The sequence below is a fragment of the Zoogloea sp. genome, assembly GCF_028689785.1.
GTDB lineage: Bacteria > Pseudomonadota > Gammaproteobacteria > Burkholderiales > Rhodocyclaceae > Zoogloea.
Window position 1 is genome coordinate 34,913 of sequence record NZ_JAQVCN010000013.1, and the last position, 18,913, is coordinate 53,825.

Consider the following 18,913-nt stretch of genomic DNA (forward strand, 5'->3'; position numbering starts at 1 on the left):
GGGCACGGAAGACCTTAGCTGCGAAGCGCCGCAGCCCGATCCACCACGAAATCGACCGCCTGCTGGACGGTCATTCCGGAGGTATCGAGCAACACGGCATCGTCGCTTCTCTTCAGAGGCGCCACGGTGCGCTGGGAATCCCGCGCATCCCGTTCATGCAGGTCTCTGAGGAGATCGTCCATACTAGCAGCCATTCCTTTACCGATCAACTGCTTATAGCGACGTTCGCCCCGAGCTTCGACGGAAGCAGTGAGAAATATCTTGAGTGCTGCGTCCGGAAAGACAACGGACCCCATATCCCGGCCTTCCGCCACCAGGCCGGCGCCCCGGCGATACGCCCGCTGCCGCGCGAACAGGGCATCGCGGACAGCCGGCAGGGCGGCCACGCGGGACGCTCCTGCCGAGCAGGCTTCGCTGCGGATCTCGTCAGTGACATCATCACCAGCCAGAAACACCCGCCCGTCCTCGAAGCGCGCCGGAAGCCCGGCCGCCAGTGCCGCAAGTTCAGGCTCCGCATCCAGCGCCAGCCCCTGACGCAAAGCTGCCAAGGCGACAATCCGGTAGAGAGCACCGCTGTCGAGATGATCAAAGCCCAGCACCCGGGCCACCTGGGCCGCAACGGTGCCCTTTCCGGATGCAGAAGGCCCATCAATGGCCAGCACCGGGACAGGCGTGGCGATACCGGCAAAGGTCTGGAAATATTCAGGGAAGGTCTTGTTCACGCACTTCGGATCGTTGATGCGCACGTAGGGCCCGCCCAGGGTCGCCAGCGAAAAGCACATGGCCACGCGGTGATCGTCATAGGTATCGATGACGGCCGACTGTAGATGGGCCGGCGGTGTGACACGGAGACTTTCCGGAAACTCATCGACCGTTGCCCCGAGCTTGCGCAGCTCGGCCGCCATGGCGGCAATGCGATCCGTCTCCTTGACCCGCCAACTGCCGATGTTGCGCAGGGTGCTCCGGCCGTCGGCAAACAGAGCCGCCACTGCCAGGGTCATGGCCGCATCGGGAATGTGATTGAGATCCAGGTCGAAGGCCTTGAGACGGCCGGACGACGGCGCACGCGCCTCGATCCAATCGTCGCCCCAGGTAATTTCCACGCCCATGGTGGCCAGAGCGTCAGCAAACTTCACATCTCCCTGGATGCTGCGCCGCCCCGCCCCGACGACACGCACCGGTCCGCCACCGAGAGCACCAGCGGCGAGGAAATAACTTGCCGTGGATGCATCTCCCTCAACGGAGATCCGGCCGGGAGAGACGTAGCGCTGCCCAGGTTGCACCACAAAACGGCTCCAGCCGTCACGCTGCACCACGACACCAAAACGCTCCATGAGGTTGAGGGTGATTTCCACGTACGGGCGGCTGATCAGCTCTCCCTCAACGTCGATGGTGAGGGGCTTGTCCCGTGCCACCAACGGTGCGGCCTGCAAGAGACCGGTAAGAAACTGGCTGGATACGTTGCCCCTTACACTGACCTGCTCGGCGGCCAGCTCGGCCGGTTGCAGTGCCAGGGGTGGGTAACCCTCCTTCCCCAGCCAGTTGACCCGGGCACCAAGCTGCTTGAGACCGTCCACCAGATCACCGATGGGACGCTCGTGCATGCGCGGCACACCGGACAGGCGTACCTCGGCCTGGGCATCACCGCAACCGGAGAGGGACGCGACGATGGCCGGCACAAGGGTGCGAATGCTGAGGCCGGAGTTTCCCACGAACAGATCGGCCCGCAACCGGGGGAAGCGTCCATTGCACCCCGCCACGCGCAGCGCACCACCCTCCTCCGTCACATTCACTCCCATGGCGACGATGGCATTGCGCATCACCCGAGTGTCGTCGGAGTCCAGCAAATCCTCGACCAGGGTTTCCCCCTCGGCCAGGGCAGCGAGCAGCAGCACGCGATTGGAGATGCTCTTGGAGCCGGGCAGACGGACGGTGCCGGCAGCCTTGCGCATCGGCGGCAGATCGATGAATTCCATGGAAAATCCTTGTATCACTCGCCCGAAGGCGTCGCTGGGAAAGCCTTGTCGGCCCATTCGTTGCGAGCCCGGCTGGCCTCGTCGAAGACAGCTTCGAGCGCCGGCCCGTCCCCTGCCAGCAGCAGCGCGCGCAGATAGGCCAGCTCGGACAGATAGGCATCGAGCTCGGCGAGCAGGGAATGGCGATTGGCTACGCAGATGTCGCGCCACATCTCCGGGTGACTCCCGGCCACCCGGGTGAAATCGCGAAAGCCGCTCGCAGCGTAACTGAAGAGCTGCTCGGCATTGGCCCGGCCAGCCAGATCATGGACCAGGCCAAAGGCCAGCAGGTGGGGCAGATGACTGACGGCCGCAAACACCCGGTCATGCTCCTGGGGGCTCATCTCGTGCAGCACCGCCCCACAGGCAGCCCACAGCTCGCGCACCCGCAGAACCGCCTCGGGCGTGTTCTCGGGCAGCGGGGTCACCACCACCTTGCGCCCTCGGTACAGGTCGGCACGGGCTGCGGAAGGCCCGCTCTTCTCGGCACCTGCGATGGGGTGCGCAGGCACCACATGGGCCAGATGGGCGCCCAGGTGCCGGTAAATCGCCTCGATCACATCCCGCTTGGTACTGCCCGCATCGGTGACGATGGTGTTCGGCCCCAGGTGGGGCGCCATGGCCTGCGCCACAGCCTCCATCTGACCGACAGGCATGGCCAGCAGGACCATGTCCGCGCCGTCAAGCGCCTGGGCCCAGTCGGTGGAGATCTCGTCGATCACACCGAGCTGCCGCGCCTGGGCGAGGGGCTCCGGCCGCCGGCCTACCCCCACCACCCGTTCAACCAGCCTGGCCTGACGCAGGGCCAGGGCCACCGACCCGCCAATCAGGCCGACGCCGCACACCACCAGTTTCTCGATCCTGCGCACGGCGCGCCTCGCTCAACCAAGGGCTGCAGGCAAGGCCTCAAGGAAGCGGGCATTCTCGCTCTCCAGGCCAATGGACACACGCAGCCATTCGGACATGCCGTAGCCGCCGATGGGACGCACGATGACCCCCTGACGCAACAAGCTCTGATTGACTTTCGCCCCGTCCCCCACCTTGAAGGTGACAAAGTTGCCGGCCGAGGGAATCCACTCCAGGCCAAGCGTGGCAAAGCCTGCGGTCAGCTGCGCCATCCCGGCCCGGTTCAGCTCGAAGCTGCGCGCCAGGAAATCGTCATCGAAAAGCGCGGCAGCGGCAGCCGCGAGGCCGACGCTGGTGACATTGAAGGGCTGCCGGACGCGGTTCAGCAGATCGATTACCGCCGCACTGCCCAGACCGTAACCCACCCGCAGACCAGCCAGGCCATAGGCCTTGGAAAAGGTGCGACTGATGAGCAGGTTAGGAAAGCGGGACAGCCAGGCAATGGCGTCATAGCGCTGCTCCGGCCCGAGGTATTCGGTGTAGGCCTCATCAAGCACCACCAGCACGTCGGCAGGAACCTTGCCCAAGAAAGCTTCAATGCTGGCGCCGGGGAGAAAGGTCCCAGTCGGATTGTTGGGATTGGCAATGAAGATCACCCGGGTGGCGGGGGTGATCGCCGCCAGCATGGCATCCAGATCATGGCCGAAGTCCTTCGCCGGCACCTCGACACCCCGGGCACCTGTCGCCTGCGTGGCCAAGGGGTAGACTGCAAAGGCGTGACGGGCATAGATGGCTTCCCGGTCCGGGCCGAGGAAGGCCCGGGCGGCCAGTTCGAGGATGTCGTTGGAACCGTTGCCGAGAACGATCTGGTCCATGGCCACACCATAGCGCCGATGGAGGGCATCCTTGAGCTCAAAGCCATTCCCGTCGGGATAGCGGGCGATGTCTGCCAGCGCAGCCTCGATGGCCGCCCGGGTCTTCTCGCCGATGCCCAGCGGGTTCTCGTTGGAGGCAAGCTTGACGATGGACGTCTCCGCCAGCCCCATCTCCCGGGCCAGTTCAGAGATCGGCTTGCCGGGCTGATAGGGAGAGATCGCCCGAATGTAGGCGGGCGCCAGATCACACAAACTCATGAACAACTCCAGGGGATCAGTACACAGCCTGGGGGTAGGAACCCAGGACCTTGAGGTAGGCCGCCCGACTCGCCAGCGCATCCAGCGCGATCTTGACGGCCGGATCATCTCGGTGGCCTTCGATATCCACGTAGAAGACGTACTCCCACAGCGCCGCGCGAGCAGGTCGGGATTCTAAGCGGTTCATCGACACACCGGCTTCTGCCAGCGGCGCGAGCAACTCGTGGACTGCGCCGGGACGGTTGGTCGCCGACATGATCAGAGAAGTCTTGTCGGCACCCGTTCTCCCCGCGTCATGACGCCCCAGCACCAGGAAGCGGGTAGTGTTGTTGGGCTCGTCCTCGATATTCTCGGCCAGGCGCGGCAGATCGTAGCGTGCGGACGCTGCTTCGCCGGCGATGGCGGCGGCCCCCGGCTCCAGGGAGGCGAGGCGTGCCGCCTCCGCATTGCTGCCGACGGAAATGCGTGGAACCCCGGGAAGCGAGCGATTCAGCCACTCGTGGCACTGGGCCAGGGATTGGGCGTGGGAATACACCTTGGTGATCCGGCCCAGCTCGGTCTCGCGGGTCATGAGGTGCTGATGGATGCGCAGCACGACTTCGCCACAGATCTTGAGGGACGAGCCAAGCAGCAGATCGAGGGTACGACCGACCGCCCCCTCCGTGGAGTTTTCGACCGGCGCCACACCGTAATGGGCATGGCCGGCCTCCACCTCACGGAAGACATCATCGATGGTGCCCTGGGGCGCCAGACGGGCCGCATGGCCAAAATGCTTGACTGCGGCACTTTCAGAAAAAGTGCCCAAGGGGCCGAGAAAGGCGATGCCGAGCGGCGTTTCGAGCGACAGGCAGGCCGACATCACCTCCCGGAAGAAGAAGGTGACGTTCTCGTTGGGCAGCGGACCGGCGTTGAGATCCTGGATCCGGCGCAAGACCTGCGCCTCCCGCTCGGGGCGATAGATGTAGCCCGCATCGCCGTACTTCGCCTTGATCTCGCCGACGTGCTGGGCGCACCTGGCGCGCTGGTTGAGCAGCGCCAGCATCTGCGCATCGATGGCGTCGATCTGCTCACGCACTACACCGAGCTCCTGCAGCATCCCTTCGTTCATGCCTTCTCCTGAAACCCCAAAAGCCTATCCGCTCACGCCTTGCGTGCAGCAAAATCCTGCATCAACGCCACCAGCGCATCGACCCCTTCAAGGGACATGGCGTTGTAGACGGAGGCCCGCATCCCCCCCACCGACTTGTGCCCCTTGAGGCCGGCCAGCCTGCGCTCGGCAGCCTCCGCCAGGAACTCGGCATCGAGAGCCGGATTGGACAGGGTGAACGGGACGTTCATGCGCGAACGGCAATCCGCAGCCACCGGGTTGCGATAAAAGCCGCCACTACCTTCAATGGCGTCATAGACGCGCTTAGCCTTGGCGATGTTGGCCTGCTCCACCGCCGCCAGCCCGCCCTGGGCCTTCAGGTTCTTGAAGATCAAACCGGCGAGGTAAATGCCAAAGGTGGGCGGCGTGTTGAGCATGGAACCGTTATCGGCCATGGTGGCGTAGTTCATCACGCTGGGGGTGCTCGCCGAGGCCTTGCCCAGCAGATCCTCACGCACGATGACCAGCACCAGGCCGGCCGGCCCGATGTTCTTCTGGGCTCCGGCATAGATCAGCCCGTAACGGGACACATCCATCGGGCGCGACAGGATGTGGGAGCTCATGTCCGCCACCAGGGGAACGCCAGCCGGCGCCTCGGGCAGATCGAACATCTCGACGCCGTGGATCGTCTCGTTGGTGCAAATGTGCAGATAGGCTGCAGCAGGGTCGAGCTTCAGCTCGGCCGCAGCGGGCAGGCGGGTGAAGCCATCGCCCTCTGTGCTGCCGGCCATCCGGACGGAGCCAACATGCTGCGCTTCCTTGTAAGCCTTCTTCGACCAGGAGCCGGTGACGATGTAATCCGCGGAGCGCCCGTCGAGCAGGTTCATGGGGATCTGAGCGAACTGCTGGGTCGCTCCACCCTGCAGGAACAGCACCCGGTAGTTGGAGGGAATGCCCATCAGCTCGCGCAGATCGGCTTCGGCCTCGTTGATGACCCCGGTGAAATCCTTGCCCCGGTGGCTCATCTCCATGATGCCCATGCCGGTACCGTGCCAGTCGAGCAGCTCGTCACGCACCTGCTCCAGAACGGCCGTCGGCAACACCGCCGGCCCCGCCGAGAAATTGAAAATCCGCATCGTCTGAATCCTTGCTCCGTCAGTCAGCTCAGGCCTCGGGCTGGGCGCCTTCGTCACCCACTTCACCCAGGACGTCCTGCTCTTCCTCTTCGCCTTCGAGAATCTTCTGTACGCCGGACAGCACGCTCCCCTCATCCACGGCAATCAGCGTCACCCCCTGGGTGGCACGGCCCATCTCGCGGATCTCCGCCACACGGGTACGCACCAGCACGCCGCCAGTGGTGATGAGCATGATCTGGTCTTTCTCGGTGACCAGGGTCGCCGCCACCACGCGACCATTCCGGTCGGAGGTCTGGATGGCAATCATGCCCTTGGTGCCGCGACCGTGGCGGGTGTACTCACCGATCGGCGTGCGCTTGCCGAAACCGTTTTCGGTGGCGGTGAGCACGCTCTGCTCCTCGTCACCGGCCACCAGCATGGCAATCACGGTCTGACCGTCTTCCAGCATCATGCCGCGCACACCACGGGCCTGACGCCCCATCGGGCGGACATCGTTCTCACTGAAACGCACGGCCTTGCCGGCGTCGGAGAACATCATCACGTCATGCTGGCCATCCGTGATGGCCACGCCCACCAGGTAATCGCCTTCATCCAGCCCCACGGCAATGATGCCGGCCTTGCGCGGGTTCGAGAAATCGGTGAGCGGCGTCTTCTTGACCGTACCCTGGGCCGTGGCCATGAAGATGAAATGACCTTCGTCGAACTCCTTGACCGGCAGCACAGCCGTGATCTTCTCGCCCTCAAGCAAGGGGAAGAGATTGACGATGGGCTTGCCACGGGAGTTGCGGGTGCCTTCAGGCACCTCGTAAACCTTGAGCCAGTACAGGCGGCCACGGTTGGAGAAACACAGGATGTGGTCGTGGGTATTGGCTACGAAGAGCTGGTCGACAAAATCGTCATCCTTCACCGCAGCGGCCTGCTTGCCCCGGCCGCCACGCTTCTGGGCCCGGTAGTCGGTGAGCGGCTGGCGTTTGAAGTAGCCGGTATGCGACAAGGTCACGACCATATCCTGGGGCGCGATCAGGTCTTCTATATTGATGTCGGCGGTATTCATCACCAGCTCGGAACGCCGTGGGTCGCCGAACTGCTGCTTGATGAGGTTCAGCTCATCCACGATGATCGCGGTGATGCGCTCGGGGCGCGCCAGGATGTCGAGCAGATCGGCAATGGTCGCCATCACGTCCCGGTATTCGGCAACGATCTTGTCCTGCTCAAGGCCGGTCAGGCGTTGCAGACGCAGCTCAAGAATGGCCTGGGCCTGGGCATCGGACAGGCGATAGCCCTGGGCGGAAAGGCCAAACTCGGCGGCCAGACCTTCCGGGCGGTAGCTGTCGGAAGCCGCCCTGGACAGCATTTCCTCCACCAGGGCCGAGCGCCACTGACGCGCCATCAGGGCCTTCTTGGCCTCAGGTGGCGTCGGCGCAGCCTTGATCAGGGCGATGATCTCGTCCACGTTGGACAGGGCCACCGCCAGGCCTTCGAGGATGTGGCCACGCTCGCGGGCCTTGCGCAGCTCGAAGATGGTGCGGCGGGTGACGACCTCGCGCCGGTGGGCGAGGAAGCAGTCCAGCATCTGGTAAAGATTGAGCAGACGCGGCTTGCCATCCACCAGCGCCACCATGTTCATGCCGAAGGTGTCCTGCAGCTGGGTCTGCTTGAACAGATTGTTCAGCACCACGTCCGGCATTTCGTTGCGTTTCAGCTCGACCACCACGCGCATGCCCGACTTGTCGGATTCATCGCGGATCTCGCTGATGCCTTCGATCTTCTTCTCGTTGACGAGCTCGGCAATCTTCTCGAGCAGGGTCTTCTTGTTAACTTGGTAAGGCAGCTCATCGACGATAATCGCCTGGCGGTCGCCCTTGCCGATATCCTCAAAGTGAGTGCGCGCCCTCATCACAACCCGGCCACGCCCGGTGCGGTAACCCTCGTGGACGCCAGCAAGACCGTAGATCAGACCTGCCGTCGGGAAGTCGGGGGCAGGAATGATCTTGATCAGATCCTCGATCGTGGTTTCGGGCTCCTGCAGCAACTTGAGGCAGCCATCGACGATCTCGGTGAGATTATGCGGCGGGATGTTGGTCGCCATGCCCACCGCGATCCCCCCCGAACCGTTGATCAGCAGATTAGGCACCCGCGCCGGCAGCACCAGCGGCTCCTTTTCAGAGCCATCGTAGTTGGGCCCGAAGTCGATCGTTTCCTTCTCGATGTCGGCCAGCATTTCATGGCCGATCTTGGCCATGCGGATTTCCGTGTAACGCATCGCCGCAGCGCTGTCGCCATCCACAGAACCAAAATTGCCCTGACCATCGACCAGCATATAGCGCAGGGAGAAGTCCTGAGCCATGCGGACGATGGTGTCATATACAGACTGATCGCCGTGGGGGTGATACTTACCGATCACATCACCGACGATACGCGCCGACTTCTTGTAGGCCTTGTTCCAGTCGTTGCCGAGCTCGTGCATGGCAAACAGAACCCGGCGGTGCACCGGCTTGAGGCCGTCTCGCACGTCCGGGAGAGCCCGCCCGACGATCACGCTCATGGCGTAATCCAGGTAGGCATGACGCATCTCGTCTTCGAGGCTGATGGGGAGAGTTTCTTTGGCGAACGGGATCATGGCACCGCTAGGAATCGACTATTCGTCGAAAAGACGAAAAACCCGGAGTTTATCACGCCACCAGTGCCCCACTCCCGCCACCTGCTGCGGCTCGACAGCAGCCCACTCCATTACAGCCCGGATTGTGATCTCCGCAGCGCGTATGATCTAATCCGCGGGCACCTTAACACCACAAGACGGGCACCCCGAGCGCCCCACCTTATATTGAGGAGGAAACCCGATGACCGCAGCAAACCTCCGTCTGACGACGGCCGCCCTTCTGATGATTGCCGGCTTCTCGGCCATGGCCCAATCCAAAGACATCGTCGTCGACCCAAAAGGTGAAGTCCCCTACGCCATTGACCAGCGCAACGTCGTCGTGAAGAGCGGTGCAGACCTATGCTGGCGCACCGGCTACTGGACACCGGGCTCCGCTGGAGAAGCCAAGGCCGGCGCCGTTCCGGTGGCCTGTGAGTGCGACAAGGATGTTGTTGGCGCGGACAAATGCGCCCCGGCGGCGGCGGCCGCTCCGGCCCCCGCTCCGGCAGCAGTGGTTGCTACCCCCCCTGCGCCCAAGAAGTGCGACTTCAGCGTCACCCTCCACACCGACCAGACCTTCGCCTTCAACAAGGCCGTGCTCAGCCCCATCGCCAAGAAGAACCTCGACGACGTGATCAGCACCAAGCTCGCCACCTGTGCCGAAGTCAGCTCCATCATCATCACCGGTCATACGGATCGTCTGGGCACCCAGTCCTACAACCAGAAGCTATCCGAAAAGCGCGCTGAAGCCGTTCAGGCTTACCTGGTCAGCAAGGGCATCAAGGCCGACCTGATCGACACCATGGGCGCAGGCAAAACCCAGCCCATCCAGAGCTGCAACGACAAACTCGGCCGCAAGAAGCTGATCGAATGCCTGGCTCCGAACCGTCGCGTCACCCTGGACGTCAAAGGCCCCGCCAAGTAAGCCTCAGCACACCCCAGCCCCTGAAAAGCCCCGCCTTCCCCGGCGGGGTTTTTCATATACGGACACCCGCCCCATGACGCCCACCCCTATCGACCTGCTGATCGAAGCCCGATACATCATCCCGGTCGAGCCGTACGACACCACCCTTGAGCACCACAGCATCGCCGTCCGTGGAGGACGCATAGAGGCCATCCTCCCCACGGATCAGGCCCGGACCCGTTTCAAGGCCGCCGAAACCGTCAGCCTCCCGGAACACATCATCACCCCGGGACTGGTCAACCTGCACTGCCATGCCGCCATGACCCTGATGCGCGGCCTGGCAGACGACCTACCTCTGATGCGCTGGCTGCAGGAAGCCATCTGGCCCGCCGAAGCGCGTCACGTCTCCCATGCGTTCGTCCGCGACGGCAGCCTGCTGGCCGGTGCGGAAATGCTGCGCGGCGGCATCACCACCTGCAACGACATGTATTTCTTCCCGCAGGCCAGCGCCGAAGCCTTCGACCGCCTTGGCTTGCGTGCGGCAATCGGCATCACCGTCATCGACTTTCCGTCCCAGTACGCCTCCGACGCCGACGACTACCTGCACAAAGGGCTCGCCGCCTTCGAATCCTGGCGCAACCACCCCCTGATCAGTTTCACCCTCGCCCCCCACGCCCCGTACACGGTCTCCAATGCCAGCTTCGAACGGATCGGCACCCTCGCCGACGAGCTGGAGTTGCCCATCCACATCCACATTCACGAGACCTCCCGCGAGATTGACGACAGTCTGCGTGACTACGGCCAGCGTCCTATCGCACGGCTGGACAGCTTGGGGCTGCTGGGCCCGGGGCTGATCGGCGTCCACGGCGTTCACCTCTCCGACGACGACATTGAGCACCTGGCACTGCATCACTGCGCCCTCGCCCACTGCCCCACCTCCAACATGAAGCTGGCCAGCGGCATGGCCCCAGTCACCCGCCTGCTCCAACACGGCCTTCCGGTCGGACTGGGCAGCGACGGCGCCGCCAGCAACAACCGCCTCGACCTGTGGCGCGAAATGCTCCAGGCCAGCCTTCTTGCCAAGCTCGGCACCGGTGACGCATCATCCCTCCCGGCCCATGAAGCTTTGCGCATGGCAACCCTGCACGGCGCCCGGGCCCTTGGCATGGATCAACACATTGGCTCCGTTCTGCCCGGCAAGGCGGCCGATCTCTGCGCTCTGCGCCTGGACTCTCCAGACAGCCTGCCGCTCTTTGACGCAGCCTCGCATCTTGTTTATGTGCTTGGAAGACACGACGTTTCCGATGTCTGGATCAGCGGCCGGCAACAAGTGAAGAATGGCGAACTGTTGCAAATATCCAACACCGAACTATTGAGCATCGCCCGCCTATGGCAAAATAAGCTCCGCCAATGAATTGGATATGCTGCCTGAGTTCATGGTGCACTTTGGCAGCCTGGATGAATCTTCCGGTTCTACCCCTTTGCCTTGCGACGAGGAAAACGATGATCAAACAAGCCAAAAAACAACTGCTGATGGCCGCCGCACTTGCCGCTCTCGGCCTGTCCGCCTCCGCCAGCTTCGCCAAAGATGTCGTCGTCGATACGAAAGGCGAAGTGCCTTACGTGATCGACTCCCGCGCTGTTGTGGCCCGCAGCGGTCACGACCTGTGCTGGCGCACCGGTTACTGGACTCCTGCCGCTGCCTCCAACACCATGGCCGGTGAATTCCCCGTCGGCTGCGAATGCGACAAGGACGTCGTCCCCCAAGAGAAGTGTGTAAAGGCTGTCGCAGCTCCTGCCGCTGGCGCCAAGGCCGCTCCGCTGGCCGCTCCGGCCATCGTTGCCGAGAAGATCAAGCTGGCCGCCGACGCCCTCTTCGAGTTCGACAAGGCTGTCCTGCTGCCCGCCGGCAAAACCAAGCTTGACGATCTGGCAGCCAAGTCCAAGAGCGTGAAGCTGGAAGTCATCCTGGCTGTTGGCCACACCGACCGTATCGGTGGTGACGCCTACAACCAAAAGCTGTCCGAAAAGCGCGCTGCCGCTGTGAAGGACTACCTGGTCGGCAAGGGTGTTGAAGCCAACCGCGTTTACACCGAAGGCAAGGGCGAAAAGCAGCCCGTGACCGGTGACAAGTGCAAGAACCTCGGCAAGGAATCCGGCAAGAACAAGAAGCTGGTCGAATGCCTGCAGCCGGACCGTCGCGTGGAAATCGAAGTGATCGGCACCAAGTAATCGCCGACATCAAGTTTCCCGTCAGTCCTCAAAAAGCCCTGCCTTGCAGGGCTTTTTGTTTTTCCGCAGACCAGGCTCTCGCCCTACAATCTCGAACTGCCAACACGAATACTCGACGAAGCCTCAAACCATGAATGCCGACCCAGCCGAACTGCAAAAATTCAGTGACCTCGCCCACCGCTGGTGGGACCCCGAATCCGAGTTCAAGCCCCTACATCAGATCAACCCCCTGCGTCTCGACTGGATCGACAGCGCTGTCAGCCTGAGCGGCAAGAAAGTGGTGGATATTGGTTGTGGCGGCGGCATCCTGGCGGAGTCCATGGCGGCTCGCGGCGCAGAGGTGACCGGGGTAGACCTTTCGGAGAAGGCCCTCGGCGTTGCCCGCCTGCACCTCTATGAAAGCGGCCAGACCGTCAACTACCGACACATCTCCGCCGAAGACATCGCCATAGAGTCTCCCGCAAGCTTCGATGTCGTGACCTGTATGGAGATGCTCGAACACGTCCCCGACCCGGCCAGCACCATCAGGGCATGCGCCACCTTGGTCAAACCCGGAGGCAAAGTCTTCTTCTCTACCCTGAACCGCAACCTGAAGGCCTACCTTCTGGCTGTCGTAGGTGCGGAGTACATACTGAACCTACTGCCCAAGGGCACCCACGAGTACGCAAAGTTCATCAAACCATCCGAGCTCGCGCGCTACGTCCGGGAGGCCGGGCTGGACGTCGAGGAGCTGTGCCGCATGAACTACAACCCGCTGACAAAGGTTTATGCGCTAGGCCGCGATACGGATGTGAACTACCTGATGTGCACGTCACGGAATGCCTGAAGCAGTCTTCTTCGACCTCGACGGGACACTTGCCGACACAGCGCCCGATCTCGCTGCTGCGCTCAACCGTCTGCAGGCCGAACACCAACTGGCACCAAGCCCCCTGGAGCAGTTGCGCCCCCAGGTATCAAACGGCGTGCGCGGCATGCTGGGCGTCGGCTTCGGCCTGACGCCCGACGCCCCCCGCTACCCAGCGATCGCCGAACGCTTTCTTCAACTGTACGCCAGCGCATTGTGCGTCGAAACACGGCTCTTCGCCGGTATCGACGAAGTCCTCTCGCACCTCGACGGCTCCGGGATCACCTGGGGCATCGTCACCAACAAGGCCGAACGCTTCGCCCGCCCGCTGATTGAAGCCCTTGGCCTTACCTCCCGCTGCGCCTGCATTGTCGGTGGTGATACCGCAGCCCGCCCCAAGCCCTTTGCCGACCCCCTTCTCTACGCCTGCTCCAGCGCAGGCGTAGCACCCGCCGACAGCCTCTACATTGGGGATGACATCCGCGACATCCAGGCAGGCAAGGCAGCGGGCATGCGTACCATCGCCGCAGCCTACGGATACCTCGGGAGCTCACCCCCTGTCTCTTCCTGGAGCGCCGATGCCATCATCGGACACCCGCTCGACCTTCTACCTCTGCTGTAAACACCTTGAGAGCGTGCTATCATTCGCAGCGTGGTCAGGCAGGATTCTGGGCACAGCTGTAACGCAGGGGCCGACTTGGCTTCGACGTGGGTTGCAAAGCAGATCAGGGCATACCGAGGACCAGTTACCTCGTAAATCCACTGGAAAATCTACAAACGCCAACGACGAGCGTTTCGCTCTGGCCGCTTAAGGCCTAAGCCACTGCACTGACAGGTCTCCTGGGTCAGATGGGGTAAAACCCGCCGCAGTGTCATTTACAGGGACTAGCAATGAATCGGGTTACTTGGTTCAACGCGAAACTCAAGGTGACTCGCCTGTGGTCGGCCTGCCGATTGGCTAAACCACGGGTTAAACCCAAATAGGTCGGCTAAGTATGTAGAACTGACTGTAGAGGACTTGCGGACGGGGGTTCGATTCCCCCCGGCTCCACCAATACCCAAAATCCCAACCCTCATCGGTTGGGATTTTTTTGCCCGCTCCTCCAGTGTTGGTGCGGTTTCCGGGCCTGGCCTCGCGAGCGCCGCCCCTGCAAAGGCGGCGTTTTTGCCCCCACCAACGCCTCTCTGTTCTCCGTTTTCTCTGGTGGGCACGCGAGCGTTCTCGAGGCCACTTCCTTTGCTGGCGCGGGTTTAGAGGCGGTCGATTGTGGTTGGCAACTCCTGTAGCGGTGGCGACCGAGTTCCGAGCGGCCGCAAAAAAACCGCCCGCAGGCGGTTGCTGGCGCTGGGTGCGACGCGCTAACCCGGGTGGCGCGAGCACGCACATCACTACCTGCCCACCTGATACGACTGCGCACCCAGATGCAGTTTGCGGTCGTCGAAAAACGACGGGGCGTCAAAGCACGCCCCGCTCGTTACAGCGTCCGATTTCTGAAGAAAGACCTTAACTGAACGGTATTAGGGCAAGGGCGGTCCCTTTGTCTGCTGCGCCGCAGCGGATCTGAAAGAACGCATCGAACATTCAGCAGAAGAGCGAGGATGTGCAAGGCTCATTCTTCAAGCCAGCATCAGGCATCTCAAGGCAACGCCTCAACGGGCAAGCCCTGCCAAGCGCCTCACGCCCTCAATCGTCTGCCCCGGCTTGATGCCCTTCTGGCGAAACCAGCCCAGGTTCATCTCCAGGGCGAAGCGGGCCGGTTTGGCGGCGCAGTGATTGTCTTCGGTCTGGGGCTGCATGTCTTCGACGTTGAGGATATGCCCTTCGTCATCGAGGAAAGCGACGGACAAGGGCAACAGAGTATTCTTCATCCACATGCAGTGACGCTGGGGCTGGGTAAAGATAAAGAGCATGCCCTGGTTTGGGGGCATGCTACGACGCTGCATCAACCCGGTCATGCGGTTTTCCTGGGTCGCCGCCACCTCGGCCTCAATGCGGTACATGCCCGCCGACAGCTCGGTGCGGGGCATCGCAGACTGGGCCTGAGCGGGGAGTATCGGCAAGGAAAATGCGCTGAGGACGAGGAAGAAGGCGGTGGAACGTAGCTGCATGGCGACAAGGATCTGGAAGAAGAATGTGCGCGAAACTTAGCACGAAACCCACCTCAGCTCCTGCGAGGTGGGCGCCCGCGGGAAGCTGGCACATCACGACGGAGTGAGGGCCGACCTTGCGACTGAGGAGACTGTGCAGGCCCCTCCGGGCGGGCGAGTGACGTCACAGCAACTTCATGCCATTCCCCCGGAGCGATCCCCTCTAGTGACCACTCCCCTACGCGTACCCGCACGAGTCGCAAGGTAGGGAAGCCGATCTTCGCGGTCATACGCCTTACCTGCCGGTTTTTGCCTTCCTTGAGCACGATCTCGACCCAGCTGGTTGGAATGGACTTGCGCTCCCGGATCGGGGGATTGCGCGGCCACAGCCACTCCGGCTCGGGCACCAGACGGGCCTGACAGGGCCGGGTCACGAAATCGCCCAGATCCAGGCCGATCCGCAACGTGGCCAGGGCGGCCTCGTCAGGCACACCCTCCACCTGAACCAGATAGGTCTTCGCCAGCTTGTGGCGCGGATCGGCAATGCGGGCCTGCAGGGTACCGTCATCGGTCAGTACGAGCAGGCCCTCGCTATCCGTGTCGAGGCGGCCCGCCGCGTATACACCGGGGACTGAGATATAGCCAGCCAACGTCTCGCGACCGGGTTCGCCGGTAAATTGACACAGGACGCCGTAAGGCTTGTTGAACAGGATCAGCGTGCTCATGGGACAGGCTCCACAAACGACAAACCCGCCAAAACGGCGGGCTTGTCAGGGATGCAAACACGCTCAGACGGCGTAACGGCGCAGACGCAGGGAGAAGTCCTCCAGCTGCCGGATACCACTCTTCTCCGCCCGGGCAATCCAATCCTGCAAGTCCTGCAGCAGCTGCTCGTGAGTGGCGGTGGAGCGGGCCCACAGGGCGCTCAGTTCCTGCCGCATGGTAACAACGGTCTGCAGGCGGGCGTTCACCTGCAGCAGGGAGGCGAGACGAGACTTCTCCTCCGGGGCAAGCTCGTTTTCATCGGCGACCAGCCAGCGTCGCAGTTCCTGGACGCTCAGCTTCTCTCCCGACTGGGCTTTGAGGGCGGCAAACTCTTCCTGGGCGATGAGCTTGAGGGATTGCACGTAGCGGGTCATCACGTCGTAGCGGCAGGTGATGATGGCCTGCAGCGTGTCGAAATCGGCACGCGCCTTGGCAATTCCGAACTTCGGGGTGGGAATGATCTTCTTGACCCGGGCCAGGCCAAACATCTCGAGAATGCGGATATACATCCAGCCAATGTCGAACTCGTACCAGCGGGCCGACAGTTTGGCCGAGGTCGCAAAGCTGTGATGATTGTTATGAAGTTCTTCGCCCCCGATCAGGATGCCCCAGGGAAAGAGGTTGGTGGACGCATCGGCACAGTTGTAATTGCGATACCCCCAGAAATGCCCCAGACCGTTGATGACACCAGCAGCCCAGAAAGGTATCCAGACCATCTGCACACCCCAGATGAGCACGCCTGGCCAGACCCCGAAGAGAAGGATGTCGGCAGCCAGCATGATCACCACCCCCATCTTGGGATAGGCAGAGAAGACATTTCGTTCGACCCAGTCGTCCGGGGTGCCATGCCCATAGCGCGCAATGGTTTCCCGGTTGCGGGCCTCCTTGACATACAGCATCACCCCCGTCCATAGCACCTTGTTGATGCCATGGATCTGGGGGCTGTGGGGATCGTCAGGGGTTTCGCACTTGGCGTGGTGCTTGCGGTGAATGGCTGCCCACTCCTTGGTCACCATGCCCGTGCTCAGCCACAACCAGAAACGGAAGAACAAGGCAGGCAGGGGATGCAGATCAAGGGAGCGATGCGCCTGATGGCGATGCAGGAAGATGGTGACCGATGCGATAGTCACATGCGTCATCGCCAGGGTGACGACGACATAGCCCCACCAGGGCATATCAAGCAATCCGGAAAACATCAGGCCGTTGGTCCTTGTTCTAATGGTGCGCGAATTCTAGTTGAGCCCCCTCCCCAAACCAAGGAAAGTGCTAAAAAATCCGGGCCTTGGCGCCTTCCGCGCCACTCTACTGTGGCTCAACGGCGACAGCGCGGCCCAGGGGCTCTATCGGCATGGTCGGCGCCGGGTTGAGGATGCGAACCTCCCGCTGGGGAAACGGAATCTCGATGCCCTCCTCCTTGAAGCGCCGCCAGATCTCCATGTTGATCGCAGAACGAATGCCCAGCGTCCCCTCGGTCGGGTCGCGTATCCAGAACCCTAGCTGCAGGTTGATGCCGCTGTCGGCGAAAGTCTCCAGGAAGGCTCCCGGGCCGGGGTCATCCATCACCCGGGGCTGCTTGCGGGCAGCGTCAATCATGATCGCCATCGCCTTTTCCAAGTCGGCGGCATAGCTCACCTGAACCGGCAGGGCAATGCGTACCCGCGGGTCGGTGAAGGTCTCGTTCTGCACCACGGCTCCCACCAGGGTCTCGTTGGGCACGATGGACTCGATACCACTCATGCCTTTGAGCACGGTGTAGCGAGTAGTGATCTGGCTGACGACGCCCCGCTCGTTACCCACCGAGATCAGGTTGCCCATGCGGATGGAGCGGTCCAGTAACAGGATGAAGCCCGACACGTAGTTGGCAGCGATTTTCTGCATACCAAGGCCCAGACCAACCCCCAGGGCCCCTCCAAATACCGACAGGGCAGTGAGATCGATACCCACCAAGGGCAAACCAATGGACACAGCAAGGACAATCAGCAAGGCTTTGGAGAGGCGTGCGAAGACCAGTTTGAGGTTGGCATCAAGCCCCTCGGTGTGCATCAGGCGGGCTTCCACCACACCGGCCAACCACAGGGCAACGAGCACCGTCAGCATGACCGTCAGCGCGCCCTGCAGCAGCATCCACAGATTGACGCTTGCCTTGCCCACGGGAAAGCTGATCTGCTCCAACCCGTCGATCACCGCGGGCAACACACCCACGATATGCAGAGCCACCACCGCCCAGGCCCCGAAGGCGAAGAAACGTTCGAAAGAGGCTAGCCAGCCCGCCCGGGGAAAGGCGCGCTTAAGGGCATGGACGGTCAGCCTGATCACCGCCATGGCCATCAACAAAGGTACCGCCAGTTTGAGCAGATTGACGTGATGCCACTTGTCGAGCGTAACCCGGGCCAGCGCTACCAGCAGCAGGGCCGAAAGTGGAAAAACCACCCGGCGCAGCCCCTCCTCACCGACACCACGCACGTAGTCTGGAGCGGTGGACTGACGCTGGCGCAGCACTGTCTTGATCTGACGGGTAATCAACCCGGCAAGCAGCAAACACACCGCCAGTACGCCAACCTGCCAAACAATCGCCGGCTTCTGGACGTCATCCCACAGTTCAATCAGCAGGTGCGCGATCTGGTTCTCTTCCATTCTCTTTCCTTTTCCGTCCGGGCAGTTCGTCGAGACTGTGCAGTAATTGCGCTTCGGCCTTGTGGCGCCGCCAGTTGCCCAGATAGGCCCTCACCAGCGCCGGATTGCCGCGCAGGATCAGCAGGTTTTCCGCATTGGCCACCCGCGCCGCACGAGTGAAGTTATAAGACCCGGTCGCCACCGCAGCCCTTGAGGTGGCAGGATCAAACAGCATTACCTTGTTGTGGGCAATGTTGTGCCGCGTCTCCACCAGCACCGGGACCCCGGCAGCCATGAAATCGGGCAGCCTGCTGGCCGACGCAGCCCGGTTGCTTTCCGCGTCGAGCATCACCTCCACACGCACCCCGCGGCGGTGGGCGGCAATCAGGGCCCGCGCCAGGGGTTTGCTGGTGAATAGATAGGCCTGCACCAGAATCTGTTCCCGGGAATCGTCGATGGCCTTCAGCAAAACCGACTCGGCATCGCCCCACGGTGAGAAAACCACCTCCACCGTCCCGGTGGCCACCAGGTTGATGGGCGCTTCAGGGGCCAGCGCCCTGGCCGGGGCGGCCACCGCCAGCGCCAGGCCGACCAACAGCCACCGCCAGGCCG

Annotated in this window: 16 protein-coding genes and 1 other RNA gene; 6 read left to right on the plus strand and 11 right to left on the minus strand. The window is 62.5% G+C overall.

Annotated features, from left to right (window positions below; genetic code table 11):
- Positions 1-14: 14 nt before the first annotated feature.
- From PHI64_RS08370 to gyrA, 6 genes are read right to left on the minus strand one after another with little or no spacing between them, the layout of a single operon-like run.
- Entirely contained in the window at positions 15-1,976 is a 1,962-nt protein-coding gene (locus tag PHI64_RS08370; protein WP_299881458.1) for a bifunctional 3-phosphoshikimate 1-carboxyvinyltransferase/cytidylate kinase, read from the minus strand.
- 14 nt (positions 1,977-1,990) lie between these two features.
- Positions 1,991-2,884, minus strand: coding sequence for a prephenate dehydrogenase/arogenate dehydrogenase family protein (locus PHI64_RS08375; protein WP_299881461.1), 894 nt, complete (start codon positions 2,882-2,884; stop codon positions 1,991-1,993).
- A 12-nt stretch (positions 2,885-2,896) separates the two neighbouring features.
- On the minus strand, positions 2,897-3,994 hold the full coding sequence (gene hisC / locus PHI64_RS08380; protein ID WP_299881463.1) for a histidinol-phosphate transaminase: 1,098 nt from the start codon (positions 3,992-3,994) through the stop codon (positions 2,897-2,899).
- A gap of 16 nt (positions 3,995-4,010) precedes the next feature.
- Positions 4,011-5,102: a prephenate dehydratase gene (pheA, locus tag PHI64_RS08385; protein ID WP_366945161.1), complete on the minus strand. Its 1,092-nt coding sequence runs from the start codon at positions 5,100-5,102 to the stop codon at positions 4,011-4,013.
- Positions 5,103-5,134: 32 nt separating this feature from the next.
- Positions 5,135-6,217, minus strand: a complete 1,083-nt coding sequence (gene serC, locus PHI64_RS08390; protein ID WP_299881466.1) for a 3-phosphoserine/phosphohydroxythreonine transaminase — start codon at positions 6,215-6,217, stop codon at positions 5,135-5,137.
- A 28-nt stretch (positions 6,218-6,245) separates the two neighbouring features.
- On the minus strand, positions 6,246-8,837 hold the full coding sequence (gene gyrA / locus PHI64_RS08395) for a DNA gyrase subunit A (protein ID WP_299881469.1): 2,592 nt from the start codon (positions 8,835-8,837) through the stop codon (positions 6,246-6,248).
- 220 nt (positions 8,838-9,057) lie between these two features.
- Here gyrA and PHI64_RS08400 point away from each other — a divergent pair, with 220 nt between their 5' ends.
- From PHI64_RS08400 to ssrA, 6 genes are all read left to right on the plus strand, one after another.
- Positions 9,058-9,780: an OmpA family protein gene (locus tag PHI64_RS08400; protein WP_299881472.1), complete on the plus strand. Its 723-nt coding sequence runs from the start codon at positions 9,058-9,060 to the stop codon at positions 9,778-9,780.
- Between the two features lie 73 nt (positions 9,781-9,853).
- Positions 9,854-11,173 carry a TRZ/ATZ family hydrolase gene (locus PHI64_RS08405; RefSeq protein WP_299881474.1) on the plus strand — a complete coding sequence of 440 codons (1,320 nt, stop codon included), beginning with the start codon at positions 9,854-9,856 and terminating at the stop codon, positions 11,171-11,173.
- A gap of 89 nt (positions 11,174-11,262) precedes the next feature.
- A complete protein-coding gene (locus tag PHI64_RS08410; RefSeq protein ID WP_299881477.1) occupies positions 11,263-11,991 on the plus strand; it encodes an OmpA family protein in 729 nt (242 codons plus the stop codon).
- A 130-nt stretch (positions 11,992-12,121) separates the two neighbouring features.
- Positions 12,122-12,817 carry a bifunctional 2-polyprenyl-6-hydroxyphenol methylase/3-demethylubiquinol 3-O-methyltransferase UbiG gene (ubiG, locus tag PHI64_RS08415; RefSeq protein WP_299881480.1) on the plus strand — a complete coding sequence of 232 codons (696 nt, stop codon included), beginning with the start codon at positions 12,122-12,124 and terminating at the stop codon, positions 12,815-12,817.
- Positions 12,810-13,457: an HAD-IA family hydrolase gene (locus tag PHI64_RS08420; protein ID WP_299881482.1), complete on the plus strand. Its 648-nt coding sequence runs from the start codon at positions 12,810-12,812 to the stop codon at positions 13,455-13,457. The genes ubiG and PHI64_RS08420 overlap by 8 nt, the downstream gene beginning before the upstream one ends.
- Before the next feature lie 66 nt (positions 13,458-13,523).
- Positions 13,524-13,889: a transfer-messenger RNA gene (gene ssrA / locus PHI64_RS08425) on the plus strand.
- Positions 13,890-14,485: 596 nt separating this feature from the next.
- On the opposite strand, the gene PHI64_RS08430 is transcribed toward ssrA, so the two are convergent.
- The 5 genes from PHI64_RS08430 to PHI64_RS08450 form a co-directional block, all read right to left on the minus strand.
- The gene (locus tag PHI64_RS08430; RefSeq protein WP_299881557.1) at positions 14,486-14,863 is read right to left on the minus strand and encodes a DUF192 domain-containing protein; all 378 of its coding nucleotides are present in this window, start codon (positions 14,861-14,863) and stop codon (positions 14,486-14,488) included.
- Positions 14,864-14,997: 134 nt separating this feature from the next.
- The gene (locus PHI64_RS08435; RefSeq protein ID WP_299881487.1) at positions 14,998-15,648 is read right to left on the minus strand and encodes an rRNA large subunit pseudouridine synthase E; all 651 of its coding nucleotides are present in this window, start codon (positions 15,646-15,648) and stop codon (positions 14,998-15,000) included.
- 63 nt (positions 15,649-15,711) lie between these two features.
- A complete protein-coding gene (locus PHI64_RS08440; RefSeq protein ID WP_299881490.1) occupies positions 15,712-16,884 on the minus strand; it encodes a fatty acid desaturase in 1,173 nt (390 codons plus the stop codon).
- A 106-nt stretch (positions 16,885-16,990) separates the two neighbouring features.
- Entirely contained in the window at positions 16,991-18,322 is a 1,332-nt protein-coding gene (locus PHI64_RS08445; protein WP_299881493.1) for a mechanosensitive ion channel domain-containing protein, read from the minus strand.
- On the minus strand, positions 18,288-18,896 hold the full coding sequence (locus tag PHI64_RS08450) for a phospholipase D family protein (RefSeq protein ID WP_299881496.1): 609 nt from the start codon (positions 18,894-18,896) through the stop codon (positions 18,288-18,290). Before PHI64_RS08450 ends, PHI64_RS08445 begins: the two co-directional genes overlap by 35 nt.
- Positions 18,897-18,913 lie beyond the last annotated feature (17 nt).

Bases quoted from the DNA above. Each gene is read 5' to 3' on its own strand.
- PHI64_RS08435 (WP_299881487.1), bottom strand. From the start codon at position 15,648: ATGAGCACGCTGATCCTGTTCAACAAGCCTTACGGCGTCCTGTGTCAA.
- PHI64_RS08400 (WP_299881472.1), top strand. From the start codon at position 9,058: ATGACCGCAGCAAACCTCCGTCTGACGACGGCCGCCCTTCTGATGATT.
- PHI64_RS08430 (WP_299881557.1), bottom strand. From the start codon at position 14,863: ATGCCCCGCACCGAGCTGTCGGCGGGCATGTACCGCATTGAGGCCGAG.
- PHI64_RS08440 (WP_299881490.1), bottom strand. From the start codon at position 16,884: ATGTTTTCCGGATTGCTTGATATGCCCTGGTGGGGCTATGTCGTCGTC.
- pheA (WP_366945161.1), bottom strand. From the start codon at position 5,102: ATGAACGAAGGGATGCTGCAGGAGCTCGGTGTAGTGCGTGAGCAGATC.
- serC (WP_299881466.1), bottom strand. From the start codon at position 6,217: ATGCGGATTTTCAATTTCTCGGCGGGGCCGGCGGTGTTGCCGACGGCC.
- PHI64_RS08420 (WP_299881482.1), top strand. From the start codon at position 12,810: ATGCCTGAAGCAGTCTTCTTCGACCTCGACGGGACACTTGCCGACACA.
- hisC (WP_299881463.1), bottom strand. From the start codon at position 3,994: ATGAGTTTGTGTGATCTGGCGCCCGCCTACATTCGGGCGATCTCTCCC.
- gyrA (WP_299881469.1), bottom strand. From the start codon at position 8,837: ATGATCCCGTTCGCCAAAGAAACTCTCCCCATCAGCCTCGAAGACGAG.
- PHI64_RS08370 (WP_299881458.1), bottom strand. From the start codon at position 1,976: ATGGAATTCATCGATCTGCCGCCGATGCGCAAGGCTGCCGGCACCGTC.
- PHI64_RS08410 (WP_299881477.1), top strand. From the start codon at position 11,263: ATGATCAAACAAGCCAAAAAACAACTGCTGATGGCCGCCGCACTTGCC.
- PHI64_RS08445 (WP_299881493.1), bottom strand. From the start codon at position 18,322: ATGGAAGAGAACCAGATCGCGCACCTGCTGATTGAACTGTGGGATGAC.
- PHI64_RS08405 (WP_299881474.1), top strand. From the start codon at position 9,854: ATGACGCCCACCCCTATCGACCTGCTGATCGAAGCCCGATACATCATC.
- ubiG (WP_299881480.1), top strand. From the start codon at position 12,122: ATGAATGCCGACCCAGCCGAACTGCAAAAATTCAGTGACCTCGCCCAC.